This window comes from Paenarthrobacter sp. 22069 (assembly GCF_052046035.1).
Lineage (GTDB): Bacteria > Actinomycetota > Actinomycetes > Actinomycetales > Micrococcaceae > Arthrobacter.
On the sequence record NZ_JBQEQF010000001.1, the window covers coordinates 243,411 to 265,988 of the forward strand.

Sequence of the window (22,578 nt, forward strand, 5' to 3'; positions counted from 1 at the left end):
AGAAAGCCCGACGGCGGGAGGTCGCCGTCGGGCCCTTGCGGTGCGGTGGGATGGGGCAGGGTCAGCGGGTGCTGCCGGCCAGGAGGCCCCGGCGGCGCAGGAGCCGCTTCTCGATGGGGCCGAACACCAGGAGTTCGATGAGGATGCCGACACCGAGGATCAGCAGGATCGCGGCCATGACCACGGACATATCCGAAAGCGTGCGGCCCTGGTCCAGGAGGGAGCCCAGGCCAAAGCCGATGGTTCCGCCCACCGCGATGATTTCCGCGGCCATGAGCGAGCGCCACGAGAATGCCCATCCCTGCTTCAGGCCGCTGAGGTATCCGGGCAGCGCAGCGGGAAGGATCACCTGCAGGGCCATCTGCAGCCGGCTGGCCCCCAGGACTGTACCCACGCGGCGGTACTGCGGCGGGATCTGGTCCACCCCGGAAATGAGTCCGTTGATGATGGATGGGATGGCGCCCATGAACACCACGAAGTACACGGTGGCGTCGGTCAGGCCGAACCAGATGATGGCCGCCGGGACCCAGGCCACGGACGGCAGCACCTGCAGGCCGGAAATCAGCGGACCGAACGCACGCCGCAGCGGTGCAACCTGGGCCAGCAGCAGGCCGACGGGGGTGGCAATGGCCACTGATATGAGGAAGCCAATTACCCCGCGCTGCAGCGAGGTCCACATGGACTCCTGAAGCTTGCCCTCGCTCCAGAGCGAGCCCATCTGCGCCACCACGTCCAGCGGCCCGGGGACCAGGTCGCGGCGCTTCATACCCAGCGACACGTAGAACTGCCAGACCAGCACCAGGACCACCAGCGCGGCCACGGGCAGCAGGATCCGGCTCCAGTCGATGCGGTGTTTGCGGTCGGCGTCGGACTGCAGCGAGTCCAGGCCGGATTCAAGCTCCCGGAGGTCCTCGTTCCCGGTGGACGTCCGGGTCAACGCGGCATGCACGTGGCGGGTTTCAGCAGCTGTGGTTTCGACAGGCTCAACCACCGGCTCCTCCTCAAGCAAAGGCGGGTTACTTGGCATGGCGGCGAATCTCCTCCCGCAGCCGGGCGGTGATGACCCCGGTCAGCTGGCCGGCGAGCCCGGCGTCGGTTCGGTGTTCCTCGGTGACGGCCCATTCCTGGACCACGCGGCCGGGTCGGGAGGACAGCAGCAGCACGCGCTGGCCAAGCCGGACGGCTTCGCGGACGTTGTGGGTGACGAAGACGATGGTGCGCCCGGTTTCCTTCCAGATGCGCTCGAGTTCGTCGTGCAGCAGGTCGCGGGTGATGGCGTCCAGGGCGGCGAAAGGTTCATCCATGAGCAGCAGCTGCCGGTCCTGGGCCAGGGAGCGGGCCAGGGATACGCGCTGGCGCATGCCGCCGGACAGCTCGTGCGGGCGCTTGTCCCCGGCCGAGCCGAGGTGCACGAGTTCCAGGAGTTCCTGGGCCTTGGTGCGGCGTTCGGCCTTGCCCACGCCGCGCAGCTTCAGGGCGAGTTCGATGTTTTCGCGGGCGGTAAGCCAGGGGAACAGGGCGGCGTCCTGGAACATGAAGGCGGCACCGTCGCTGGGCACTTCCAGGGCGCCCGACGTCGGCGCTTCCAGTCCCGCGATGATGTTCAAGAGGGTGGATTTGCCGCAGCCGGAGGCACCAAGGAGGGCGACGAACTCGCCTCTCCCGATGTTGGCGTTGACGTCGTCCAGTACCGGGGCGCCGTCGCCGAAGCGCTTGCCCAGGTGTTCCAGTACCACTGGCATGGTGGCGTCCTTCGGTAGTTGGGTTGGTCAGTCCTGGCCGAGGCCGGCTGCTGAAATCTTGTCGGTACTGCCGGTGATCCCGTTGAGTGCGCGGAGGTCGAAGAGGCCGTTGATGTCCGCCTTCTTGGTGGTGCCTGCGTCCACGCCGTCCTGCAGCAGCTTGGGGTAGCTGCCGGCCAGCGGGTCAAGGGTGAAGGTGATGTTCGCCAGCGACCGGGCCAGGACGTCAGCGGGCAGGGCTGCACCGGCGGTCTCCTGCAGGGCGGAGTTGATGAGGGTTGCCTTCTCGTCGGCCGGTGCAGAGTTGAGCCAGGCCACCGACTCCGCGTTGCCCTTGATCAGGGCCTTGACGGTGTCCGGGTGGTCGGCGGCGAACTTCTGGTTCACGATCAGGATGGTGGTGGGGAACTCGCCGGGCTTGCCGGTGCCGCTTCCGTCCCACAGGTCTTTTTCGTCCACCAGGACTTTGGCTCCGGCGGTGAGCACCAGGCGGGACGCCCACGGCTCAGGCAACCAGGCGCCGTCGATCTTTCCGTCCTGGAACAGCTTGAGCGTCTGGGCGTTGTCCGTGGGGTTGATGGCGACGTCGCCGCTGCCGTCCACGTTGGTCTTGTAGCCCTGTCTGGCCAGCCAGGCCCGCAGCGCCACGTCCTGGGTGCCGCCGAGCTGAGGCGTGGCCAGGGTCTTGCCCTTCAGGTCGGCGGCCGAGGTGATCCCCGGCTTGACCACCAGCTGCGCACCGCCGGCCGCGGCCCCGGCGATGACGCGCACGGACTGGCCCTGGCTTTTGGCGAACGAGTTGATGGCTGGGTTGGGGCCGATGTAGGCGGCGTCGATGGCTCCGGCGTTCAGGGCTTCGATGGCGGCCGGGCCGGCGTTGAAGGTCTCGGTGCTGAGACTGGTGTTGCCCAGGGCATCGGCCAGGAACCCCTTCTTGACTCCCACCAGGGCGGCGGCGTGCGTGACGTTGCCGAAGTAGCCGAGCTTCAGTTCGGCGGCCGGGCTGGGCTCGGCAGCCTGGGCCTCCGTGTTCCGGGAGACGTTTGACGCCACGATGGCCCCAAAAGCGATCAGCAGGACCAGCCCGAGGGCCAGGGCAGCCTCAACGGCACGCTTGCGCTTGGGGACCGCGCTTTCGCCTGCCACGATGCGGGTCATCCCGGGCTTGGAACTAGTCATTGTTTCACCATAGGGAGTGGCCCAAACCCGTTCAATGAAGCGGAAACGGGGGGTCACGCACGTTCATCTAGCGTCACATTTGGCCGCGCTGCTGCCCGGTTTGGCAGATTCAGTTGCCTTTGACGTTGACCAACTGCCGCAGCTTGTGCCGCACCCTGACGAGGTCCGCGGCGTCCTGCATGACCTGGTCGATCGGCTTGTACGCGGCCGGGATCTCGTCGATGAAGGCCTCCGACGCGCGGAACTCGATCCCCCGCATGGCCCGCTTCAGTTCCTCCAGGGTGAAGGTTTTGCGGGCGGCGTTGCGCGAGTACTCCCGGCCGGCGCCGTGCGGGGAGGAGTTCAGCGACGCGGGGTTGCCCAGGCCTTCCACCACGTAGGACGCTGTCCCCATGGACCCGGGAATCAGTCCCGGATCGCCGGCCGCGGCCTTGATGGCACCCTTGCGGGACACCCATACCGGCTTTCCGTAATGCGTCTCCTGTTCGGTGAAGTTGTGGTGGCAGTTGATCCGTTCGCGTTCCCGGACCGGCCCGCCTGCCCAGCGGCTGAACTGGGCCATCACGCGGTCCATCATTTCCTCCCGGTTCAGCAGCGCGAAGTGCTGGGCCCAGCGCAGCTCGGCGATGTAGCGCTCGAACTGCGGGGTGCCTTCGTCCAGGTAGGCGAGATCGGGGTCCGGCAGGTAGATCTGGTGCTTCCTGCTGATGTGCTGGGCGACGCCGATGTGGTGCTGGGCGATCCTGTTGCCGATGCCCCGCGAGCCGGAATGCAGGAAGAGCCACACGCCGTCGTCCTCATCCGCCGAGACCTCGATGAAGTGGTTCCCCGAGCCCAGGGACCCCAGCTGCAGCTCCCACTTGTCGACGTACTGGGCGGGGTTGAAGCCGGCCTTCGCAGCCCGGCGCTTCAGTTCGGCGACCCGGGGCTCCGCCGTGGGCAGGACCTTCCGGTTGTTGCGCCCGGCGGACAACGGAATCGCCCGCTCGATGTCCTCCCGCAGGCTCTTCCGGTCCTTGGGCAGGTCCTTCACGGAGTACTGCGTCCGGACCGCGATCATGCCGCAGCCGATGTCCACGCCTACCGCGGCCGGGATAATGGCGCGGAGTGTGGGGATGACCGATCCCACGGTGGCGCCCTTGCCCAGGTGCGCGTCAGGCATCAGCGCCAGGTGGGGGTAAATGAACGGCAGGCCCGACGTCATCACCGCTTGTTCGCGGGTCTTGTCATCCAGGATGGACGCCCAGTTCAAGAGCTTGGGACCTATGGTTTCCATTGCCGCCTCCCGCCGCAGTGACCAGGACTAGGGTAGGTCCTAGGCTAACCCCGCCTTCGAGAGGAGATGCAGCCATGGTCAGCGTCCAGACGGACATCCACATCGACAGGCCGCGGGCCGAAGTGGCGGACTTCGCGGCGAACCCGGACAACGCGCCGCGGTGGTACGTCAACATCCACTCTTCGCAGCGGCTGGACGGCGGCCGGCTGGGCCCGGGCTCGAAGGTGGCCTTCACGGCGAAGTTCCTGAGCCGGGAGCTCAATTACACGTACGAGTTCGTGGAGTACGTCCCCGGCGAAAAGCTGGTGATGCGCACCGACCAGGGCCCGTTTCCCATGCAAACCACCTACACGTGGACGGACGACGCCGGCGGGACCAGGATGACCCTTGGCAACAGCGGGAGACCGTCGGGTTTCTCGCGGCTGGCCGGGCTGGTCATGGAACCAATGATGCGCCGCGAAAACCGGAAGGACCTGCAGCGGCTCAAGGCGATCCTCGAGGCGCGAACGTAGGCCGTTAACCGCGAAATCGCCGGAACAGTGCGAGGCAGCCGTAGCGTTACGGCTGCCTCGCAGCGTTTCCGGCGATTTCGGCGAAGACTAGATGCTGTAGCGCTCGTCCTCGTGGTCGCCCGGGTGGTCCTTGACCAGGCCCGCGGCCAGCGTGTTGCCGTCCAGCGGATCGATCACCAGGAACGCGCCCGTGCGGCGGTGGTGCAGGTAGTTCTCCAGCGGCAGCGGCGCGGCGAGCCGGAGCTGCGCGTGGCCGATGTCGTTCAGTTCCAGGGTGGACGCCGGCTCCAGTTTGAAGGAGGCCAGGTCCAGCTTGCCGGTGACGTTGCGGACCATCGCCTGGACGGTGCGCGTGCCGTGCTTGACCAGCACCTTCTGGCCTTCGCGGAGGGGCTTGGGCGAGAGCCAGCACAGGGCTGCGTACAGGTCGGCCGACGCTTCGCGGACGGTTCCGGCAGCGGCGATGGTGTCTCCGCGGGCGACGTCGAATTCGTCTGCCAGCCGGATGGCCACGGACTGCGGCGCGGCGGCTTCCTCGAGGGAGGCGCCCGCGAAGTCGATGCCGGCCACGGTGGTGGTGCGGGGATCCTGGCCGGGGGTCAGGACGGACACCTGGTCCCCCACCTTGACGGAGCCTTCGGTGATCTGGCCGGCGTAGGCACGGTAGTCACGGAAGGCCTCCGCGTCCAGGCCGGCGGCGACGGCGTCGGGAGCCAGGGCGCCCTGCGGCCGGATGACCAGCTGCACCGGGAAGCGGAAGCTTTCCAGGTGGCTTTCGAGTTCGTCGGCGGCGGGGAGGGTTTCGAGGACCTCGAGCAGGGCCGGGCCGTTGTACCAAGGGGTACGTTCGGAGCGGTCCACCACGTTGTCGCCATCAAGGGCGGATACCGGGATGACCAGCAGGTCGCTGATGCCGTCCGAGCCGAGGCCCAGTTCGCGGCCCACCTGCTGGACGTCGGCTTCGATGTCGCGGAATACGGACTCGCTGAAGTCCACCAGGTCGATCTTGTTCACGGCCACGATCACGTGCGCCACCCGCAGCAACTGCAGCACGGAGAGGTGCCGGCGGGTCTGCTCCAGGACACCCTTGCGGGCGTCAATGAGTACGACGACGGCATCCGCGGTGGACGCGCCCGTCACCGTGTTCTTGGTGTACTGCACGTGCCCGGGGCAGTCGGCCAGGATGAAGCTGCGGCGGTCGGTGGCGAAGTAGCGGTAGGCCACGTCGATGGTGATGCCCTGTTCCCGCTCGGCGCGCAGGCCGTCGGTAAGCAGGGCCAGGTCGATGCCGCCCTTGTCGCCGCCGAAGCCGCGGTCGGCCGAGGTGCGGGCCACGGCGTCGAGCTGGTCGGCCAGGATCGCCTTGGAATCGTGGAGGAGGCGGCCCACCAGGGTGGACTTGCCGTCGTCGACCGATCCCGCGGTGGCGAAGCGGAAGAGCGTGGTGGGCAGGGCCGACTCGAGGTCTGCAGCCAAAGTTTCGGTGCTCATTAGAAGTACCCGTCCTTCTTGCGGTCTTCCATGGCGGCCTCGGAGATGCGGTCATCTGCGCGGGTGGCGCCACGTTCGGTCAGGGTGGAGGCGGCGACTTCAACCACTACGTCGGACACGGTGTACGCGTTGGACTCGACGGCGCCGGTGCAGGACATGTCGCCCACGGTGCGGTAGCGGACGGTCTTGGTGATGACGTCCTCATCGGGGCGGGGCTGGGATACCTCGCCGACAGCACGCCACATGCCGTCGCGGGCGAAGACCTCACGCTCGTGGGCGTAGTACAGGCCGGGCAGTTCGATGTTCTCGCGCTCGATGTAGCGCCAGATGTCCAGTTCGGTCCAGTTGCTGATGGGGAACGCGCGGACGTGCTGGCCCACGGTGTGGCGGCCGTTGTAGAGGTTCCACAGCTCGGGGCGCTGGTTGCGGGGGTCCCACTGGCCGAACTCGTCGCGGAGGCTCAGGATGCGTTCCTTGGCGCGGGCCTTGTCCTCGTCGCGGCGGCCGCCACCGAAGACGGCGTCGAACTTGTTCTGCTGGATGGCGTCCAGCAGCGGCACGGTCTGCAGCGGGTTGCGGGTTCCGTCGGCACGCTCGGCCAGCTCACCGCGGTCGATGAACTCCTGCACGGAACCCACCACGAGTTTCAGGCCGAGGCGCTCGACGGTGCGGTCGCGGAAGTCGATGACCTCGGGGAAGTTGTGCCCGGTGTCCACGTGCAGCACGGGGAACGGCACCTTGCCGGGCCAGAACGCCTTGGTGGCCAGGTGCAGCATCACCACTGAGTCCTTGCCGCCGGAGAACAGCAGCGCAGGCTTCTCGAACTCGGCAACCACCTCACGGATGATGTGGATGGCCTCGGATTCAAGGGTGTCCAGGCTGGACAGTCGGGTTGAGACGCCGGCCTCGGTCACCTGGGTCTCCTCGGTAAGTGAAGTGCTCATACGTGTAGTCCGCATTCTGTCTTGTCGGATCCTGCCCAGCGGCCGGCGCGGGGGTCTTCGCCGGGCGCCACCTTGCGGGTGCAGGGCTGGCAGCCAATGGAGGGGTAACCCTGGGAAAGCAGCGGGTTGACGGGCAAAAGGTTGTCGTCCGAATACTGGACCAGCTGGTCGAACGTCCACGCAGCCATGGGGTTGACCTTGACCAGGCCGTTCTTCTCGTCCCAGCTGACCAGCGGCGTGTTGGTGCGCGTGGGGGCTTCATCGCGGCGGACGCCGGTGAACCAGAGTTCGTAGCCGGCCAGGGTGCGCTGCAGCGGGGCCACCTTGCGGAGGGCGCAGCACTGGGCGGCGTCGCGGGCGAAGAGGTCCTTGCCCAGCAGCCGGTCCTGCTGCTCCACGGTGTTCTCCGGGAGCACGTCCACCACGTTGACGCGGAGGTTCGCGGCCACCTCGTCACGCGTGGCGTAGGTTTCCGGGAAGTGGTAGCCGGTCTCCAGGAACAGGACGTCGACGCCGGGCATCTGGTCCGCCACCAGGGCGGGCAGGACGGCGTCGGCCATGGAGCAGGCGACGGCGACCGCGGGCAGGTCGAAGTTGCGCTCCACCCAGGCAATGACGTCGCGGGCGGGGGCGTCCCAGCCAAGCTCGGCAGCGCCGGCTTCGGCCAGGGCCTTCAGCTCTTCCGTGGGCCGCTTGGCGGGTGCGGGTGCGAGATGCTTTGCCATTACTGCAGTGCCTCCTCGTCTGCTGCGTGGGCCCATTCGGCGAAGGTCTGGCCTTCGGCATGGTCGGCCACGAACCGGCGCACCACGCGCTCCACATAGTCGGGCAGGTCGTCGACGTAGACCTTCAGGCCGCGGACGGTGCGGCCCAGGCCTGCTTCCTCACGGTCATTGTTGGCCAGCCCGCCGCCCAGGTGGACCTGGAAACCCGGGGAGGGGTCGCCGTCGGGCGTTGGCAGCATCATGCCCTTGAGGCCGATGTCCGCGGTCTGGATGCGGGCGCAGGAGTTGGGGCAGCCGTTGATGTGCAGCGACAGTGCCTGCGGCAGCCGGCCCGAGTCCGCAAGGTCGGCCAGGCGGCGTTCCAGCTCGGCGATGGCGGTGGCGGCCGTGTACTTGGTCTCCACGATGGCCAGCTTGCAGTACTCGATGCCGGTGCAGGCGATGGTGCCGCGGCGGAACACGGACGGGCGGGCGGACAGGCCAAGGGTGTCCAGCTCGGTGATGAGCGGCTCCACCTGGTCCTTCTCGACGTCCAGCACCACAATCTTCTGGTGCGGCGTGGTGCGCAGCCGGTAGGAGCCGTGGACCTCAAGGGTGTCGGCGAGCTTGACCAGGGCGGCGCCGGAGAGGCGGCCGGCGATCGGGGTGGCGCCGATGAAGAACTTGCCGTCCTTCTGCTCGTGCACGCCCACGTGGTCACCGGGGGTGGCGGGCTTGGGTGCGGCGGGACCGTCGGCCAGCTTGTAGCCCAGGTATTCGTCCTGCAAAATCTGGCGGAACTTCTCCGGGCCCCAGTCGGCCAACAGGAACTTCAGGCGGGCCTTGGTGCGCATCCGGCGGTAGCCATAGTCACGGAAGATGCTGGTGACACCCAGCCACACGTCGGCGGCCTGGTCCGGCTGGACGAAGGCGCCCAGGCGCTTGCCGAGCATCGGGTTGGTGGACAGCGCGCCGCCTACCCAAAGGTCGTAGCCGGCCCCGAGTTCGGGGTGGCGGACACCCACGAACGCGCAGTCATTGATTTCGTGGACCACGTCCTGGCTGGGGTGCCCGGTGATCGCGGTCTTGTACTTGCGCGGCAGGTTGGACAGCAGCGGGTTGCCGATGAACCGCTCCCCCAGCTCGGCGATGAGCGGAGTGGGATCAATGATCTCGTCCTTGGCGATGCCGGCCACGGGCGAACCCAGGATGACCCGGGGCACGTCGCCGCAGGCTTCGGTGGTGGACAGGCCAACACCTTCCAGGCGGTTCCAGATTTCCGGAATGTCTTCGACGCGGATCCAGTGCAGCTGGATGTTCTGGCGGTCGGTGAGGTCGGCCGAGTCCCGGGCGAAGTCCACGGAGATCTGGCCGATGACGCGCAGCTGCTCGGTGGTGAGGGCGCCGCCGTCGATCCGCACGCGCAGCATGAAGTACTTGTCTTCGAGCTCGTGCGGCTCAAGGGTTGCGGTCTTGCCGCCGTCGATCCCGGGCTTGCGCTGGGTGTACAGGCCCCACCAGCGGAAGCGGCCGTGCAGGTCCTGGCCGGGGATGGCGTCGAAGCCTTCCTTGGCGTAGATGGTCTCGATACGCTCGCGGACGTTCAGGCCGTCGTCTTCCTGTTTCCAGGTTTCGTTGGCGTTCAGCGGCGTCTTGCCGTCCACTTTCCACTGCCCGTGCGGTTTTGCAGCGGGGCGGGACGGGCGTGCGGGGCGCTTGGCGGCAGCGGAATCCGCCGACGCTCCGGCTAGAGCTGTATCAGTCATGCATCGACTGTAGGGCCGCGCCGAAGGGCGTCACAAAGGCCCGGAAACGCTAAGTCACCTAGGGAAATATTTCGTCACGAAACGCCGGACAGCCTTGAAGAAGCCTCCCTGCTGTGCATCGGCGGCCGCTTCTTTTTGGGCTGCCGCGGGGGCCCCGGGTGCGGCTTCTTCGGGCGCTGCGGCGGGTGCTGAATTCATCCGGGCGACGGCGGCGTCGTACCTGTCCAGCGCGATTTCCGCGAGCACGCGGGAGGGCAGCAGGGGCTCGGTCACGAGGTCGGCTCCCGCCTTGGCCAGCTGGTCGTGGAAGAAGCCCGGCGCCAGGAGGTAGGAGGCAACCACCACCCGCCCGCCGACGTCGACCGCTCCCGCGGACTCCCCCGCCCCGGCACCCCCGGCGAGCTCCTCGCGAAGCATGGCGACGGCGTCGGGCACGGAAGGCTTGGCGGACGCACCGTAGGCGGCCACGATGCGGTTTGACCGCAGCTCCCGCAACTGGCCCAGCAACTCCTCCACGCTGACGGCGGCCTTGGGGTTGGAAGAGCCGGCGGCGGCCAGCACGATCACGTCATTGTCCGTGGTGCCGGCCTCACGCAGCCGCTGGTCCAGCAGCCGGGCGAGCCGCGGGTCGGGGCCCAGGGGCGCGGCGGCTGCGCTGCCCGGGCGGCTCTTCACGGCGCGGGCGATGTCCACCTTCACGTGGTAACCAACGCTCAGCAACAAAGGAACCACGACGGCGGGCTCCCCGGCCGGCAGGCCCGCCACCACGTCCACCAGGTCGGGCTGCTGGACGTCCACATAGGCCTCCCGGACATCCAGTCCGGGGCGCAGTTCGGCGATGGCCGCGCGCAGGGCGTTGACCTCCGCGGCTCCCTGTGTGTTGGACGTCCCATGGGCGCAGGCGATCATGATGGGGCTGTTCATAGGGGTTAGCGTAACGTTGGAGCCGCCCTGTCCGCCCTCTTTGAATTGCCGGGACGCTCCATGACATTCGCCTTTGACAACTCCCCGGTGTGGCTGGATCTGCTGGGCGTATTCTTCTTTGCCGTCTCGGGCTCGCTGCTGGCCGCGCGGAAGCAGATCGACATTGTGGGATCCCTGCTGCTGGCCTCCATGGTGGGGCTTGGCGGCGGCGTCATCCGCGACATCATCCTTGGCACAGTTCCGGCGGCCTTCACCAACCCGGCGTATTTGGCCCCGCCGCTGCTGGCGACCGTGCTGGTGTTCTTCCTGTTCTCCAGCGTCCAGCGCTACACATCGCTGCTGATCCTGTTCGACGCCGCCGGACTGGCGCTGTTCTGCATGACCGGCACGCTCAAGGCGCTGGCCACCGGGCTGAATCCGGTGGCCTCCGTACTGCTGGGAGTAACGACGGCGGTGGGCGGCGGCCTGCTGCGGGACATCACCGCCAACGAGGTTCCGGAACTGTTCAACCCCAAGGACATCTATGCCCTGCCCGCGTTTCTGGGTTCCACGCTGACGGCAATCCTGTGGGTCTTCGGTGTGTTCAACGTCCTGACGGCCGCAGTCATCGCTGCCGTGGTTTTCACCTTCCGGGTCCTTGCCTGGCGGCGGTCATGGCAGGCGCCCCTTGCGGTCCGCGGGTGGCAGCGGCGGACGGCTGATCCGGGCCTCTGAGGGTTCGCCCGATGGCATTTTGGGGTGGTCCGGATTGGCTAGGATATGAGCATGACTGACATGTTCCTCGAGAAGTTCAAAGCGCTTGTTCCGAAGTATCTCGAGGATGAATGGCAGGAAGAGGACGGCCTGACCCTCGAGGAGCTGGACAAGGCCCTCGCCGACCATCAATTCCAGATCCCGCTGGTCCTGCGTGAGTTCTACCTCGCCCTGGGTGGCTGCGAGGACTTGATGGAGGCCTACCACTACTTCTGGGACCCCGAGGAACTCGAGGTCGATGACGAGGGCTTCCTGATGTTCCTTGAGGACGAAGAGGAACAGTTCACGTGGGGCTTCCGCGTAGGCGACCTCGGCGTCCCCGATCCCATCGTGTACCGCCGCAACAACGCCCGCGGCCAGTGGAAGTCCGAGGAAGGCACCTTCTCCGAGTTCGTCTTCGACATGTTCGAGTGGGCGTTTGAGGACGAAGAGGAAGAGTAAAGGGCTCTCTCCTTCCTGGTCCGCTGCCTTCGCGGGTAACCTCAGCCTGCTGAACTTCCCCACCTTTGCGGGCTTCCGACGGGGTGTCCCCCGCTTCTACGGCGTGTCTGGACGTCCCCGATTCAAACCCGGGGTATTTCAGCGGACAACCCGGCCGCGCAGCACCTGCCACACCTCGGCAACCACTTTTTCGGGGTTGTAGACGACGTCGGCGTATCCGTAGCGCAGGACGGCATAGCCGCTGAGGGTACTGGCGTTGTTCCGCGAGCGGTCCTTCTTGACCTGTCGCGGCTCTAGGTGGCTGCGGCCGTCGATTTCCACGATCAGGAATCCCTCGAGCAGGAAATCCACGAAGCCGATCCCGGGCAAGTCGACCTGGGTCTCGGTGTAAATCCCTTCCGCACGGAAGAGCAGGCGGGCCACCACCTCAATGGCGGAATCAGCCGTGCCGTCAACCAGGTCAAGCACTTTCCGGGCAGCTCCATTACGGTTTCCCGGCAGCCGTTGGTGCAGGTACGGCAACGTAGTCACGCCCTGCCGTATGGCGCTCTCCACCATTACCGCCGCTTCGATCTCAGCCAGGCAGCGCAACCCGTGAATGAGTATGTCAGTCATGCTTGCGACCGGCTCCGCAGTTCCGCGTGGAACCAGTGACGTACGGTGCACCACTGCATTTCGTGGTCCGCCATGCCGGCATAACAGGTGGACTTTATTCGGCTGGTGCAGCAACCACAGCCCGCGGTGGGCAGCGCCCGACGCGCAGGTCACCAGCCCATTGCCTAGGACCGCATCAACCAGATCCGACGGGGCTCCGGGCAGGGCCAGCACTCCGTGCCTGAGACGGCAAACTTCACCGGAGGCGGCCGCATTGCGGATGTCCCGATCCGAAAATCCAGCTCTCAGGATCGTTTGCGTGCGGGCCACAGAACCGGCGTTGTCCAAAAAGCGGCAAAGATCCATAGAACCAGCACAGCGGATGGCCGCTTCGGCCAGAAGGCGTGAAGCGGGCCATGTGCGTAACCGGCATTGGAAAGCTCTTTGACATAGGGAGTTACACAGAACTTGCGCATTGTGACAAATCTGTCATAAGCTATTCACGGATCCGCTAAACGCCTCCGGCGGGTCTGATGCGAACGGAGAGATAGCCCCGGTTCACAGCAGCTTCGGTTGCCGCGGACCGGGGCTGTCCCGTTAAACAGCCGGCGCAACAGCAGTCAAAGAAGAAGCCCGGCTCCCGGCTGGACAACCAGCGGAACCGGGCTCCTGTCAGGCTCGATCAGCTGGCGCGGTCCACCACGGCCAGCGCGAAGTTGGACAGGGACTCCTTGACCACGCCTTCGGGCAGCGGAGCCAGGGCGGCGATCGCCTCGTCGGCCCACCGGCGTGCCACCACCCACGACTCGGCCGTGACGGAGTGCTCGCGGAGTCCGGCAACGGCGGCGGCCAGGGCCTCGTCCGAGGACAGGTCGCCATCAATCAGCGTTAGAAGGTCGACGGCGGACTGGTCACCATCCGCGGCGGCCTTGCGCAGCAGCAGCACCGGTAGGGTGGGGACGCCTTCGCGCAGGTCGGTTCCCGGGGACTTGCCGGACTTCACCTTGACGCCGGTGACGTCGATGACGTCATCCGCGAGTTGGAAAGCAACGCCCACCTTCTCGCCGTACTCCACCAGGATGTCCTCGAAGGCCTCGTCGGCGCCCGAGAAAATGGCACCGAACTGGCCGGAGGCCGCCACCAGCGAACCGGTCTTGTCCGCAATGACTGAGAGGTAGTGCTCCACCGGGTCCTCGTCCGGCCGGGGGCCCACGGTTTCGTGCAGCTGGCCCAGGCACAGCCGCTCAAAGGTGCGGGCCTGGATTCCGAGTGCACGGCCGCCAAGTTCGGACACCAGAATGGAGGCACGGGCAAAGATCAGGTCCCCGGTGAGGACGGCCACGGAGTTGCCCCACACCTCGTGGGCAGTAGGCGCGCCGCGGCGGAACGGGGCGGAGTCCATGACGTCGTCGTGGTACAGGGTTGCCAGGTGCGTCAGTTCAACCACGACGGCGGCCTGCACCACCGCGGGCAGGGACGCGTCACCGAGGTGGGCGCAGAGCAGCGTCAGCAGCGGCCGGATGCGCTTGCCGCCGGCTTCCACCAGGTGGCGCGACGTTGCGTCAGCCAGGGGATCCGAGTTGGCGATGGCTTCGCGGAGTTTCTTCTCCACTTTGGCCAGGTTGTTGGTGATGGCAGGGCCCAGTTCAGCGTCCGCCGCAATGGCCGCGAAGCCCGCCGGCAGCTGGAGTCCCGTGGCGATGGCCGTGGTGTTGAGGCTGGGTTCGGAGTCCGGCAGGCCGTGCCCGGCGTGCGTCCAGCTGTGGTCTGCGGATTTGGTCACGGGTTAACCCTAACTTTTTGTTGCGGATACCGCTGGTTCGTAGCTGGCGGGACAGTGGACGTATTGCTAGTGGCCGGCACCAGCGATTCGAGGACGCGGATCACCCGGTCCTCGAGGCCTTTCGCGGAGCTGTCCGTGAGGTTCGCCAGGAGCCGCACCACGAACCGCATCAGCACGGGGATGGGCATTCCGGTCCGCAGGGCCAGTTTCATGACGGTGGGTTTCCCGATCAGCGCGGCGAATGCCCGGCCCAGGGTGAAGTGCGAACCCCACTGGTCCCGCACATAGTCCGCGTACCGCGAAAGGTGCGCGTCGGCGTCGTACGTTCCGCCGGAAGAAGCCGAGCGTGAGGAAGCGTCGATGATGAACTCGGCGGCGAAGCGCGCCGACTCCATGGCGTAGGAGATGCCTTCGCCGTTGAACGGGGAGACCATGCCGCCGGCGTCGCCCAGCAGGAGGAGCCCGGGTGAGTAGTGCGGGGTGCGGTTGAAGCCCATGGGCAGGGCCGCGCCGCGGATCTCGCCCACCTGGTTGTCGGGTGTGAAGCCCCAGTCGGCGGGCATGCCGGCGGTCCATTCGCGCAGGACCTGCTTGTAGTCGAGCTTGCCGAATTCCTTGGAGGAGTTCAGGATGCCCAGGCCTACGTTGGAGGTGCCGTCGCCCACGCCGAAGACCCAGCCGTAGCCGGGCAGCAGCTTGCCGTCCCGGCCCGGGAGCTCCAGCCAGCCCTCCATCCAGTCGTCGTCGGTGCGGGGGGACGTGAAGTAGGTGCGGACGGCGACGCCCAGCGGCCGGTCGTCACGTTTTTGGATGCCAAGGGATACGGCGGTGCGGGTGGAGTTTCCGTCGGCGGCGAGGACGACGTCCGCGGGAAACTCACGCGTCTCCCGTGTCTTGCGTCCGGACTCGTCAAGGAGCGCTGCGCGGACCCCGGTGACGCGGCCGTCGTCGTTGCGGAGGGCATCGGTGACGCTGTGCCGTTCGAGGATGGTGGCCCCGGCGGCCTGGGCGTGCCGGGCCAGTTCCTCGTCAAAGCCCAGTCGGGTGCGGATCAGCCCGTATTGCGGGAAATCGGACACCTCGGGCCAGGGCAGTTCGATGGTCCGGCCGCCGGCGATGAGGCGCAGGCCCTTGTTCCGGCGCCAGCCGTCGTTCTCGGGGTGGGGCAGGCCGAGCTTCTGGATCTCGCGGACGGCGCGGGGCGTCAGGCCGTCGCCGCACACCTTCTCCCGTGGAAACGACGTCTTCTCCAGGACCGTGACGTCAATGCCGGCCTTGGCCAAGTAGTACGCGGCGGTGGATCCGGCGGGACCCGCGCCGACAATCAGTACCTTCACAGGTCAGCGGACGATGTTGCGGCGCAGCTTGGCCACCGGGCCCTTGTGCGCGGCGATGGCGGCAGCGGAACCATTGGATGAATCTGCGGGCTTGGAGGCGCGGTGGACCGCGACGATGCCGCCCGTGAGGTTGCGGTAGGTGACGTTCTCCCAGCCGCTCTCCTGCAGCCACGCGGCCAGGTGATCCTGGTCCGGCCACGCGCGGATGGACTCGGCAAGGTAAACGTAGGCGTCCGGGTTGGAGGCCACCTTGACGGCAATGGCAGGCAGCGCGCGCATCAGGTATTCGGTGTACATGGTGCGCCACAGCGGAACCACGGGCTGCGAGAAGTCGGCGATGACCAGGCGGCCGCCGGGCTTGGTGACGCGCAGCATCTCCCGCAGTGCCTTTTTGGGCTCGTTGACGTTGCGCAGGCCAAAGGAAATGGTAGTGGCATCGAACGTGTTGTCCGCGAACGGCAGGTTGGTGGCGTCGCCCGCGACGAAGTTGATGTCCGGCCGGCGGCGCTTGCCCACCTTCAGCATTCCCAGCGAGAAGTCGCAGGCCACCACATCTATGCCGGCGTCGGCATATGGTTCGCTGGAGGTACCGGTTCCGGCGGCGAGGTCCAGGACGCGCTGGCCCTTGGAGACTTCCATCGCGTCCACCACGATCTTCCGCCAGCGGCGGGTTTGCCCCATGGAGAGGACATCGTTGACGACGTCGTATTTCGGTGCGACGTCGTCAAACATCGTGGCTACTTCGTCCGGACGCTTATCCAAGGATGCTCGGTTCACCATGACATTGTCTCAAATGTTCCCGAAGGTCCTGACCAGCCCCGCCAGGAAAGGATCGCTACTGGGTTCTACCCAGGCCACACGGTAAAACGCAGCAGAACACAGTAAGTTGGAGCAATCATGACGAGCACGCTCCGCACCTTGACATTTCCCCTCAACGGACACCAATACTCCGGCGGACTGCCTTCGTTTGTGGTCCGGGACGACGTTCTCTGCTGGACCCGCCGCGAAGCCGGACTGGCAGGCTTCGGGGAGACCGCGCGTTTCACCGCCACCGGCCCCGACCGGTTCCTGGAGGCCGACATCTGGTGGCGGCACCTGGTCCTGGAAGCAGACGTCACCGACTCCGTGGAGCTGCCCGGGACCGGTCCAGTGGCGTTCGGCTCCTTCGCTTTTTCCAAAACGTCCGCCCATGAGTCCCGGCTGATCGTGCCGGAGATCGTGGTGGGCGTTCGCGACAACCGGGCCTGGCTCACCCAGCTGACGTTCGACGACTGCCCCCTCACCGAAGAGACGGCCCTCGCGGCGCTGGACAAGTGGCTCAGCGGTGGTACCACCGGCGCTCCTGCCGGTACAGGCACGACGGCGGCAGCGGACTCCGCCGGGGACGGCACCGGGGAGAGCGGTCCCGGCACGGCGGGGGGCGCCGTCGTCCGCCCGCTCCGCCTGGCAGCCGGGGCGACGCTGCACACGGGCTCGCTCAGCGAGGAAGCCTGGATGGACGCTGTTGCTGCCGGGGTGGCCGAGATCCGCACCGGTGCGCTGGAAAAGCTGGTGCTGGCACGGGACGTGGTGGCAACCATTCCTGCCGGCGTACATGCCGCCGACGTCCTGCGGGAGCTCGCCGCCCGGTACCGCGAATGCTGGACCTACGGCGTGGACGGGCTCGTGGGTGCAACACCGGAAATGCTGATCCAGGTGGAGGGGCGCACCGCCCAGGCCCGCGTCCTGGCCGGCACCCTGGACCGGCGCGACGCACACGGCGAGGACGGCGCGCCGATGGATTACGCAACACGGGTCCTGGCAGGCTCCGAGAAGCAGCGGCATGAGCATGAGATCGCCATCCAGTCCCTCACCAGGCAGCTGGCGCCGTTCTCCGAGGCGATGAACGCCCACGACGAACCCTTCATCCTGGAACTGCCCAACGTCTGGCACCTGGCCTCGGACGTCAAAGCCGAGCTCACCGAGGTTGAGGGCCACGTGCCCACCTGCCTGGCCCTGATCAACGCCCTGCACCCCACGGCGGCTGTCTGCGGAACCCCCACGCTGGTGGCGGGCGAACTGATCCGCAGGCTGGAGCACCTGGACCGCGGCCCCTACGCCGGACCGGTGGGGTGGCTGGATGCGGCAGGCAACGGGGAATGGGGCATCGCACTTCGGGGCGCCGTGATTGAATCCCCCGAAACCGTCCGGCTGTATGCAGGCTGCGGAATTGTGGACGGTTCGCAGCCGGAGGCCGAACTCGCGGAGACGTGGGCCAAGTTCCGGCCGATGCTTGAATCCCTGGGCATCAGCAGCTGAATCTTTCCCCATCAGGGCCCCCCAGTCCGGGATTGCAGACTGTTCTCTTCCCTGAAGGCTTGATTTTGCCCCCGATACAGTTATCCAATAGTGAAACTTAGTTGCGTGTGACGTACCTCTCTTGTTGAGCGTTACACTATAAGCCGCGTTAGTACCTCATAGCCCCTGCAACAAAAGGTAAGAAATGCAGACTCCCCGTACCCTCCTGGGCACTTCCAAGCTGACTGCCGCCACCATGATCGCCATCAGCGCCCTGGCCCTCTCAGCATGCACGAACGCCTCGGAAACGGGCCCCTCCAGCGCGGCCACCTCCTCCGGCAGCGCCGCCGCAAGCTTTGACCCCACCACCGTCAAGAAGGACGACAGCCTGGCGGCAATGGTGCCTGACGCCATCAAGTCCAAGGGCACCATCACGGTGGGCTCAGACACCAGCTACGCCCCGGCCGAATTCCTCGGTCCGGACGGCCAGACACCTGTCGGCTACGACGTTGACATTGCCAAGGCCATCGGAGCCACCCTGGGCCTCAAGGTGCAGGTGCAGACCGCAGAGTTCACGGGCATCCTCCCGGCCCTCGGCCCCAAGTACGACCTGGGCATCTCGTCATTCACCATCAACCCGGAGCGCCTTGGCGCGGTGAACATGGTCAGCTACTTCAACGCAGGCACCGCCTGGGCTGTGAAGAAGGGCAACCCCAACAAGTTCTCCCTGGATGATGTCTGCGGCAAGTCCATCGGCGTGCAGACCGGCACCGTCCAGGAAGACCCGGACCTCGCCGACCGCAACAAGAAGTGCGCCGCCGATGGCAAGAAGCCCATCGACATCGTCACTTTGAAGAACCAGACGGACGTCACCACGCGCCTGGTCAACGGCAGCATCGACGCCATGGCAGCGGACTCCCCCATCATCGGCTACGCCCTGACGCAGACCAACGGCCAGCTGGAGAAGCTCGGCGACGTCTACGATGCCGCTCCGCAGGGCATCGCCGTGGCCAAGGCAGACACCGCCTGGGCCGACGTCATCCAGAAAGCTGTCACCAAACTGATGCAGGACGGCTCCTACAAGAAGATCCTTGAAGGCTGGGGCAACTCCGAAGGCGCCATCTCCAAGTCCGAAGTTAACCCGGCGGTCAAGTCTTGAGTTTTCGGGTTACCGACGAAAAGTCAGGTGTGCACATGCACGGGCAGCATAAGGACGAGGCGCCGGTACTGAACAACCCGGTACCGGTGCGCCACCCCGGCCGCTGGGTCAGCGCCGCCATCATTCTCCTCTTGGTTGCAGGTTTCCTGCAGAGCATGTTCACCAACCCCAACTTCCGTTGGGACATCGTGGGCACCTACATCCTGGACGTCAAGGTTGTCCAAGGTGTGGGCTGGACTCTGCTGCTGACTGTTGCGTCCATGGTTCTGGCCATCGTCCTGGCCATTCTCCTTGCGGTGATGCGGCAGTCCGACAATCCGGTATTCCGTTGGACCAGCTGGGTATGGGTGTGGTTCTTCCGCGGTACTCCTGTTTACACGCAGCTGGTGTTCTGGGGACTGGTGACGGTTCTCTACCCTGCGATCACGCTGGGTATCCCGTTCGGACCGGAACTGTTCAGCTACGCGCTCTCGGATCCCACCAAGGGTTTGATTCCCGCCATCCTTGGTCTTGGCCTGAACGAGTCTGCTTACCTGGCGGAGATTTTCCGGGCCGGGCTGAAATCGGTTGATAGGGGCCAGCAGGAAGCCGCCGAGGCGCTTGGGATGTCCAAGGGCAAGATCATGTGGCGGATCATTCTGCCCCAGGCCATGCGGATCATCGTTCCGCCCACGGGCAACGAGACCATCGGCATGCTGAAGACCACTTCCCTTGTCCTCGCGGTTCCGTTCACCCTGGACCTGACGTTTGCCACCAACGCGCTGGCAAACCGTATCTACCTTCCCATCCCTTTGTTGATCGTTGCGGCATTCTGGTACCTGCTGGTGACCAGCATCCTCATGGTGGGCCAGCACTACCTTGAGGCCTACTACGGCAAGGGCATGGACAACCTCGCTCCGGCCGCGGTGAATCCTGCTGCCGCCAAGGCAGCCGGTGCCGGTGCTGACGCCCAGCACTCGATCAAGATGGACTTCCCCGAGGAGAGTGCACGATGACGGTCACAGCAGAAATGCCGCTGGTCAAGATTGAGGGCCTCCATAAGTACTATGGGCACCACCATGTGCTCCGGGGTATCGACATGACGGTCAAGCAGGGCGAGGTGTCGGTGGTGATCGGTCCTTCCGGGTCCGGCAAGTCCACCATGCTTCGCTGCGTCAACCTCCTGGAGACCATCAGCGCAGGGCGGATCTCCGTAGGCGGCCAGCTGATCGGCTACCGCGAGGTCAACGGCAGGCTCCACGACCTCAAGACCAAGGAGATCGCAGCCCAGCGCCGCGAGATCGGCATGGTGTTCCAGCGGTTCAACCTGTTCCCGCACAAGACGGCGCTCCAGAACGTGATGGAAGCACCAATTCATGTAAAGGGACAGTCGAAGGCCGACGCGCAGAAGCGTGCCCTTGAGCTTCTGGACCGGGTGGGGCTGGGGGACCGCTCCGGCCACTACCCGTCCCAGCTCTCCGGCGGACAGCAGCAACGTGTGGCCATCGCCAGGGCGCTGGCCATGGAGCCCGAACTGATGCTCTTCGACGAGCCCACGTCGGCGCTTGACCCCGAACTGGTGGGTGACGTGCTCAACGTGATGAAGGACCTGGCCAAGTCCGGCATGACCATGATCGTGGTGACCCACGAGATCGGCTTCGCCCGCGAAGTGGGCGACACCCTGACCTTCATGGACGGCGGCGTGGTGGTGGAATCGGGCGATCCCCGCGAAATCATCGCCAACCCGCAGCATGCGCGCACCAAGGAGTTCCTGGGCCGCGTGCTCTGACGCCTGGCTTAAAGGACGACGGCCGCTGCGTGGATTCCGCGCAGCGGCCGTCGTTCTTTTTTACTGCCCGGCCAGCACGCCCTCGACGGCAGCGGACACGGCATCCTTAATGCCGGCGTGCAGCTGCCGGAGCTGCGTTCGGTCCGTGTGGACTTCCACGATGCTGCGCCCCTGCACAGGGCGGGACAGTGCTTCGGCGAGTCCCGCCGTCGTACTGACCAGGGAATGTCCGACGCCGTACGCTGCGGCGAGTGCCGCGATGTCCACGGAGTGCGGGGTGCCGAAGAGGCGCTCGACGGCGTCCCCGTAGCGGCCGCTTTCCTCCACTCCCCCGTGCTCGAGCAGCCCGAAGATGGCCCCGCCGGAATCGTTGAGGACCACGATGCGCAGGTCCGGCTGTTCTTCCCCGGCGCCGAGGAGGAGTCCGCCGGCGTCGTGCAGGAAGGTCACGTCGCCCAGCAGGACGGTGGTCTCCTGCCGGCCGCCAACGGCGATCCCGGTAGCGGTGGAAATGGTGCCGTCGATGCCCGCCAGGCCGCGGTTGGCGTAGACGGTGGCGGCGGGATCGGGGGCAGGCAGTCCGGCGAGGTCCACGTCCCGGATGCCGTTGGAGGATCCGAGCAGCAGCTGGCCGCGCGCATGCTTCCAGACCAGGGAAGCAACCGACGGACCGGTGGCGGCTGCACCGGCGGACACCACCTGGTCCAGCGCGTGCTGCGCCGCCGAACCTGCCAGGAGCCACGTGTCCAGCCAGTCGGAAGTCCCGCGGCCGGCGAAATCGGCCAGGTCAGCGAGGTTTTCCAGCGGCAGCTCTGTACGGCGGCCCGGTTCGTACCAGGCGACGGGTACCGGCTGGTACAGGGCTGATTCAACATCGGCCCGGGCCAGGAGGGCGGCCACCGGGCGGGACAGGGTGGGCCTGCCGAACAGCACCACCCGCTCGATCGGCTGTGCGGAACCGGGCCCGAAATGCTCCAGCAGCAACCGGTACGGGCCCAGTGCGTTCGGTCCGAAGCGTGCGTTGGAGGACGGTTCGGCCAGCAGCGGCAGGTTGTGGGCGCGGGCGAACGCCTCGGCGACCGGCCCGGCGTCGTGCCCTGCCAGCACCACCGCCCGCCGCCCGGGCAGTGATTCGGGGGCCGGCGGCAGGTTCATGACCAGCGGCTCGGTGCCTACCCGGTAGCGCTGCCGCTCCACCACATCCGGCAGCCCCTCGCCGGCGGAGGGAACCAGCGGGTCGCGGAACGCGAGGTTCAGCTGCACCGGGCCCGGCGGCAGATCCGGAAACGCGCCGGTGGCTGCCGAGATGGCCGTTTGAACGGCTCGCTCGGGGCTCGTCCCGGCGGGAACATCGGCGGCGAACCGGACCTGCTCGCCGAAGAGGTCCGGCTGCACGGTGGTCTGGTTGGCGCCGGTGCCCCGAAGCTCATCGGGCCGGTCCGCGGACAGGACGATCAGCGGGACGGCGGCGTGGTTGGCCTCCATCACCGCCGGCATCAGGTTACCGACGGCGGTCCCGGACGTGGTGAGCACGGCCGCCGGCGACCCCGTGGACAGGGCGAGGCCAAGCGCCGTGAAGCCGGCGGACCGCTCGTCGATCCGGACCAGCAGGTCCACCCGGCCCGCCGCCGAGGCCTCGGCCAGGGCGTACGCCATGGGGGCAGACCGCGAACCTGGTGACACCACCACGTGCCGGACCCCGCCGTCAAGCAGCACGTCGACGGCGGCCCGTGCGGCAGCCAGCGCGCTCAACTCGCCGGCACCCACCTCGGGCACGGTTTCCGGGGTGTCGGCGGCGGGAATGTCCGGAACGGATTCGTTGGGCGAAGTCACCAATCCAGTCTGCCACCCCCGACGCCCCATCACTTCCCGTCGAGGTGGACAAGAGGTGATGGGGCGTCGCCAAAAAACACACCAAAGGTGACGGG

General features: G+C 66.7%; 21 protein-coding genes. 7 read left to right on the plus strand and 14 right to left on the minus strand.

Annotated features, from left to right (window positions below; all coding sequences use genetic code 11):
* Window positions 1–61 precede the first annotated feature (61 nt).
* From ACTJK0_RS01205 to ACTJK0_RS01220, 4 genes are all read right to left on the minus strand, one after another.
* Complete coding sequence (locus tag ACTJK0_RS01205; protein ID WP_440743960.1) at window positions 62–1,027, minus strand: ABC transporter permease; 966 nt, start codon at window positions 1,025–1,027, stop codon at window positions 62–64.
* Window positions 1,017–1,742 carry an ABC transporter ATP-binding protein gene (locus ACTJK0_RS01210; protein ID WP_277797150.1) on the minus strand — a complete coding sequence of 242 codons (726 nt, stop codon included), beginning with the start codon at window positions 1,740–1,742 and terminating at the stop codon, window positions 1,017–1,019. Before ACTJK0_RS01210 ends, ACTJK0_RS01205 begins: the two co-directional genes overlap by 11 nt.
* 27 nt (window positions 1,743–1,769) lie before the next feature.
* The gene (locus tag ACTJK0_RS01215; RefSeq protein ID WP_440744011.1) at window positions 1,770–2,900 is read right to left on the minus strand and encodes an ABC transporter substrate-binding protein; all 1,131 of its coding nucleotides are present in this window, start codon (window positions 2,898–2,900) and stop codon (window positions 1,770–1,772) included.
* A gap of 130 nt (window positions 2,901–3,030) precedes the next feature.
* A complete protein-coding gene (locus ACTJK0_RS01220) occupies window positions 3,031–4,197 on the minus strand; it encodes an RtcB family protein (protein ID WP_440743961.1) in 1,167 nt (388 codons plus the stop codon).
* Between the two features lie 74 nt (window positions 4,198–4,271).
* On the opposite strand from ACTJK0_RS01220, the gene ACTJK0_RS01225 reads away from it, so the two are divergent.
* On the plus strand, window positions 4,272–4,709 hold the full coding sequence (locus ACTJK0_RS01225) for an SRPBCC family protein (protein ID WP_440743962.1): 438 nt from the start codon (window positions 4,272–4,274) through the stop codon (window positions 4,707–4,709).
* Window positions 4,710–4,796: 87 nt separating this feature from the next.
* Here the strand turns inward: ACTJK0_RS01225 and ACTJK0_RS01230 are convergent, their stop codons facing one another.
* The 5 genes from ACTJK0_RS01230 to ACTJK0_RS01250 are packed head-to-tail and all read right to left on the minus strand — an operon-like array spanning window position 4,797 to window position 10,538.
* A complete protein-coding gene (locus ACTJK0_RS01230) occupies window positions 4,797–6,200 on the minus strand; it encodes a sulfate adenylyltransferase subunit 1 (protein ID WP_440743963.1) in 1,404 nt (467 codons plus the stop codon).
* Entirely contained in the window at window positions 6,200–7,144 is a 945-nt protein-coding gene (gene cysD, locus ACTJK0_RS01235; RefSeq protein WP_440743964.1) for a sulfate adenylyltransferase subunit CysD, read from the minus strand. Before cysD ends, ACTJK0_RS01230 begins: the two co-directional genes overlap by 1 nt.
* Complete coding sequence (locus ACTJK0_RS01240; protein WP_440743965.1) at window positions 7,141–7,869, minus strand: phosphoadenylyl-sulfate reductase; 729 nt, start codon at window positions 7,867–7,869, stop codon at window positions 7,141–7,143. The genes cysD and ACTJK0_RS01240 overlap by 4 nt, the downstream gene beginning before the upstream one ends.
* Window positions 7,869–9,614, minus strand: coding sequence for a nitrite/sulfite reductase (locus ACTJK0_RS01245; RefSeq protein WP_440743966.1), 1,746 nt, complete (start codon window positions 9,612–9,614; stop codon window positions 7,869–7,871). Before ACTJK0_RS01245 ends, ACTJK0_RS01240 begins: the two co-directional genes overlap by 1 nt.
* Before the next feature lie 54 nt (window positions 9,615–9,668).
* A complete protein-coding gene (locus tag ACTJK0_RS01250; protein WP_440743967.1) occupies window positions 9,669–10,538 on the minus strand; it encodes a sirohydrochlorin chelatase in 870 nt (289 codons plus the stop codon).
* Window positions 10,539–10,598: 60 nt separating this feature from the next.
* Between ACTJK0_RS01250 and ACTJK0_RS01255 the strand changes: the two genes are divergently transcribed.
* On the plus strand, window positions 10,599–11,252 hold the full coding sequence (locus ACTJK0_RS01255) for a trimeric intracellular cation channel family protein (protein WP_110541440.1): 654 nt from the start codon (window positions 10,599–10,601) through the stop codon (window positions 11,250–11,252).
* Between the two features lie 51 nt (window positions 11,253–11,303).
* Window positions 11,304–11,732 carry a hypothetical protein gene (locus ACTJK0_RS01260; protein WP_110542094.1) on the plus strand — a complete coding sequence of 143 codons (429 nt, stop codon included), beginning with the start codon at window positions 11,304–11,306 and terminating at the stop codon, window positions 11,730–11,732.
* Between the two features lie 138 nt (window positions 11,733–11,870).
* Here ACTJK0_RS01260 and ACTJK0_RS01265 read toward each other — a convergent pair whose 3' ends face one another.
* The 4 genes from ACTJK0_RS01265 to ACTJK0_RS01280 form a co-directional block, all read right to left on the minus strand.
* Window positions 11,871–12,347 carry an endonuclease domain-containing protein gene (locus tag ACTJK0_RS01265; protein WP_440743968.1) on the minus strand — a complete coding sequence of 159 codons (477 nt, stop codon included), beginning with the start codon at window positions 12,345–12,347 and terminating at the stop codon, window positions 11,871–11,873.
* Between the two features lie 661 nt (window positions 12,348–13,008).
* The gene (locus ACTJK0_RS01270; protein ID WP_440743969.1) at window positions 13,009–14,109 is read right to left on the minus strand and encodes a polyprenyl synthetase family protein; all 1,101 of its coding nucleotides are present in this window, start codon (window positions 14,107–14,109) and stop codon (window positions 13,009–13,011) included.
* Window positions 14,106–15,446 (minus strand): geranylgeranyl reductase family protein, encoded by a 1,341-nt coding sequence (locus ACTJK0_RS01275; RefSeq protein WP_440743970.1) that lies wholly within the window; start codon window positions 15,444–15,446, stop codon window positions 14,106–14,108. The genes ACTJK0_RS01270 and ACTJK0_RS01275 overlap by 4 nt, the downstream gene beginning before the upstream one ends.
* A 3-nt stretch (window positions 15,447–15,449) precedes the next feature.
* Complete coding sequence (locus tag ACTJK0_RS01280; RefSeq protein WP_440743971.1) at window positions 15,450–16,223, minus strand: demethylmenaquinone methyltransferase; 774 nt, start codon at window positions 16,221–16,223, stop codon at window positions 15,450–15,452.
* A gap of 120 nt (window positions 16,224–16,343) precedes the next feature.
* On the opposite strand from ACTJK0_RS01280, the gene ACTJK0_RS01285 reads away from it, so the two are divergent.
* From ACTJK0_RS01285 to ACTJK0_RS01300, 4 genes are all read left to right on the plus strand, one after another.
* Window positions 16,344–17,744, plus strand: a complete 1,401-nt coding sequence (locus ACTJK0_RS01285; RefSeq protein ID WP_440743972.1) for an isochorismate synthase — start codon at window positions 16,344–16,346, stop codon at window positions 17,742–17,744.
* A 184-nt stretch (window positions 17,745–17,928) separates the two neighbouring features.
* On the plus strand, window positions 17,929–18,882 hold the full coding sequence (locus ACTJK0_RS01290) for an ABC transporter substrate-binding protein (protein WP_110541446.1): 954 nt from the start codon (window positions 17,929–17,931) through the stop codon (window positions 18,880–18,882).
* Between the two features lie 35 nt (window positions 18,883–18,917).
* Window positions 18,918–19,877, plus strand: coding sequence for an amino acid ABC transporter permease (locus tag ACTJK0_RS01295; RefSeq protein ID WP_440743973.1), 960 nt, complete (start codon window positions 18,918–18,920; stop codon window positions 19,875–19,877).
* Window positions 19,874–20,650 carry an amino acid ABC transporter ATP-binding protein gene (locus tag ACTJK0_RS01300; protein ID WP_440743974.1) on the plus strand — a complete coding sequence of 259 codons (777 nt, stop codon included), beginning with the start codon at window positions 19,874–19,876 and terminating at the stop codon, window positions 20,648–20,650. Before ACTJK0_RS01295 ends, ACTJK0_RS01300 begins: the two co-directional genes overlap by 4 nt.
* Before the next feature lie 60 nt (window positions 20,651–20,710).
* Here the strand turns inward: ACTJK0_RS01300 and menD are convergent, their stop codons facing one another.
* Window positions 20,711–22,513, minus strand: coding sequence for a 2-succinyl-5-enolpyruvyl-6-hydroxy-3-cyclohexene-1-carboxylic-acid synthase (menD, locus tag ACTJK0_RS01305; RefSeq protein WP_440743975.1), 1,803 nt, complete (start codon window positions 22,511–22,513; stop codon window positions 20,711–20,713).
* Window positions 22,514–22,578 lie beyond the last annotated feature (65 nt).